The organism is Streptomyces sp. C (assembly GCF_000158895.1).
In the GTDB taxonomy this organism is placed as follows: Bacteria; Actinomycetota; Actinomycetes; order Streptomycetales; family Streptomycetaceae; genus Streptomyces; species Streptomyces racemochromogenes.
Genome location: NZ_GG657750.1, coordinates 7295395 through 7298501, shown reverse-complemented (window position 1 = coordinate 7298501; position 3107 = coordinate 7295395). Strand labels below are relative to the sequence as shown.

3 protein-coding genes are annotated in these 3107 nt (G+C 71.2%); all 3 read left to right on the top strand.

Annotated features, from left to right (window positions below):
- The first annotated feature begins 100 nt into the window (after positions 1-100).
- Entirely contained in the window at positions 101-1285 is a 1185-nt protein-coding gene (locus SSNG_RS32445) for a serine hydrolase domain-containing protein (protein ID WP_007268177.1), read from the top strand.
- A gap of 81 nt (positions 1286-1366) precedes the next feature.
- A complete protein-coding gene (locus SSNG_RS32440) occupies positions 1367-2407 on the top strand; it encodes a vWA domain-containing protein (RefSeq protein WP_007268176.1) in 1041 nt (346 codons plus the stop codon).
- A gap of 267 nt (positions 2408-2674) precedes the next feature.
- The coding region (locus tag SSNG_RS42620; protein WP_241695177.1) for an ATP-binding protein at positions 2675-3107 on the top strand (433 nt) is incomplete at its 3' end.

Here is a 3107-nt window from a genome sequence, read left to right as displayed (position 1 = left end):
CCGCAAAGTCTCGCCTGCCCCGCCGGGCGGACGGCGCCACTTTGCGGACACCCCCTAGGGGTGTGAACCGCCGTCCCGCCGCACACCAAGGGAGACATCCGTGCCCACCCGCGCCTCCGTACGCCGTTTCCGCGCCGGTCTGTCCGCCGCCGTGCTCACCGCCGCCGCGCTCGGCGCGCTGCTCCCGCCCGCGCAGGCGGCCGGGGCGCCGCCCGGCCCGCATCCGGACGAGCGCCTCCAGCGGCAGCTGGACCGGCTCGTCGCGCAGGACGACGGGCCGCCCGGGGTGATCGCCGTGCTGACCAGGGGCGACCGGACGCGGGTGTACACCGCCGGGGTCGGCGACATCGCCACCGGCCGACCACCGCACCTCGACGACCACATGCGCATCGCCAGCATCGCGAAGGCGTTCAGCGGGGCCGTCGCGCTCCGGCTCGTGGACCGGGGGGCGCTCTCCCTCGACGACACCATCGGCGAACTGCTGCCCGAACAGCCCGAGGCCTGGCATGCGGTGACGCTGCGTCAGCTGCTGCAGCACACCAGCGGCCTGCCCGACTTCTCGGCCGCCCCCGCGTTCCTGCGGATCCTCCAAGCCGACCCGCGGCACGTCTTCGACCCCCGCACGCTCCTCGACTTCGTCGCGCGCGAACCGCTGCTCTTCGTTCCGGGCTCCCTGTACGAGTACTCCAACTCCGACAACATCGCCGTCGCCCTCATGGCCGAGGCCGCCACCGGCCGCCGCTACGAGGACCTCCTGAAGGCCCTCGTGTACCGCCCCCTCGGGCTGCGCCGGACCAGCCTGCCCCTGGGCTACCGCCTGCCGCACCCGTTCCTGCACGGCTACGACGTCTCCCCGCCCGCCGCGCCCGAGGACGTCAGCGAGGCCGTCGGCACCTCGGGGGTCTGGGCCTCCGGAGGGATCGTCTCCACCCCGCGGGAGCTCGGCGCGTTCATCCGCGCGTACGGCGGCCCCGGCCTGCTGTCGGAGAAGACCCGCGCGGAGCAGCTCGCCTTCCGCCCCGGGGACGCCTCCGAGCCCGCCGGCCCCGGCACCAACGCCGCCGGGCTCGCGCTCTTCCAGTACACCACCCGCTGCGGCGTGCTGTACGGCCACACCGGCAACTTCCCCGGCTACACGCAGCTGGCCGCGGCCACGCCCGACGGCACGAGGTCGCTCACCTTTTCCGTCAACACCCAGACCAGCAAGGGGAACAAGCCGGCCCTGCTCGCCCGGCTCCGCACGGTCCAGGAGGACTTCGCCTGCGCGCTCCTCAAGGACCGTTGAGCGAGCGCTCCGAGGCCGATTGTCAGTGGCGGGTGCGAGGATCGGAGCATCAAGTCGGGAACGGAATCAGGGGGGTCCGCCATGGCCGGAATCCAGAATTACATCAATCACGTCGCCCTAGTGCTGGACGCGAGCTCTTCCATGTCGCACCTGAGCCAGAAGGTCGTCGACGTCGCCGATCAGCAGATCGCCTATCTGGCCCGTCGTTCCAAGGAACTGGACCAGGAAACCCGGGTCACGGTCTACGTGTTCTCGAACAAGGTCGAGTGCGTCATCTACGACAAGGACGTGCTGCGGATGCCGTCCCTGAAGCAGCTGTACCGGGTCGGCGGGATGACGGCGCTGCTGGCGGCGACGCTGCAGTCGCAGCGGGAGCTGGCACAGACCGCCCAGCTGTACGGCGACCACAGCTTCCTGACCTTCGTGCTGACCGACGGTCAGGAGAACGCCAGCCACCGGTGCCCGGGTGCCCCCGGCCGCACCCCCGCCGACCTGGTGAAGGCCGTGGGCACGATGATCGAGACGCAGGACGACAACTGGACGCTGGCCGTCCTGGTGCCGGACCAGATGGGCAAGCGCGAAGCCATGCAGTGCGGCTTCCCGAAGGACAACATCGCCATCTGGGACGCCACGAGCACGCAGGGGCTGGAGGACGCCGGTCAGGTCATCCAGGAGGCCACCGAGAAATTCATGGTGGGCCGCACCAAGGGAATCCGCGGATCGCGGGCGGTCTTCTCCACGGGCGGTGAAGCGGTCAACAAGAAGGCGATCGAGGCGGCCGGTCTCACTCCCGCGGATCCGTCGAAGTACCAGCTGATTCCGGTGGCCCGTGACGCGGCCATCCGGGAATGGGTCGTCGAGAGCGGGCACACCTACCGCACCGGTTGCGCTTTCTACCAGCTGAGCAAGTCGGAAAAGGTGCAGGCGCGAAAGCAGATAGCGGTGCTGGAGAAGAAGACGGACCGGGTCTACACCGGACCGGAGGCCCGCGCCCTGCTCGGCCTGCCCGACGCGGAAGTCCGCGTCAAGCCCGACCACAACGACGACTTCACGATCTTCATCCAGAGCACCAGCGTCAACCGGAAGCTGGTACCGCAGACGCGGCTGCTGCTCATGGTCTGAGGCCCCGGCGCCGGACGGGGCCCGGGAATCGGGGATCCGGAAATCGGGGAACCGGGGACCTGCGGGCCGCCCGGAAAGGGGGCCTGGGGGCCTTCGGCGGGGGTCCCGGGCGGCGGATGCCCGGGGCCGGGACCGGTTCGCCGTCCGGGCCCGCGCCCGGCGCCCACCCGGCCGTACACCGTTTGGTGGAAGCGGCCCTGACCTGGTGTTATGCGAGATCGCGCCTAGGCTGTGGTGGTCTGCTGGACACCGTCGAAGGGGGACTTCATGAGCAAGGACCACATCGAGTACGACGCCTCCCGCATCCAGGTGCTGGAGGGTCTGGAAGCCATCCGGAAGCGACCCGGCATGTACGTCGGGTCGGACGGCGAACGCGGTCTGCACCAGCTGGTCTTCGAGGTCGCCGACCGGGCGGTGAACGAGGTCCTGGCCGGCCGCGCCGGGGCCGTGCACATCACCCTCACCGCCGACGGCTCGGTACGGGTCGCCGACGACGGCCCGGCGCTGCCCGCCGAGGAGGCGGACGCGCTGCTGAGCCGCCTGCCCGCCGGCCGCCGGCACGCCGGCCGGCACGTGGTCGCCCTGGGTCTGGGCGGTACGGGCCTGTGCGTCGCCAACGCGCTGTCGAGCCGCCTGACCACGGAGCTGCGGCACGACGGCGTCCGCCTGCTGCGGGAGTACGAGCGCGGCAAGGAGGTCA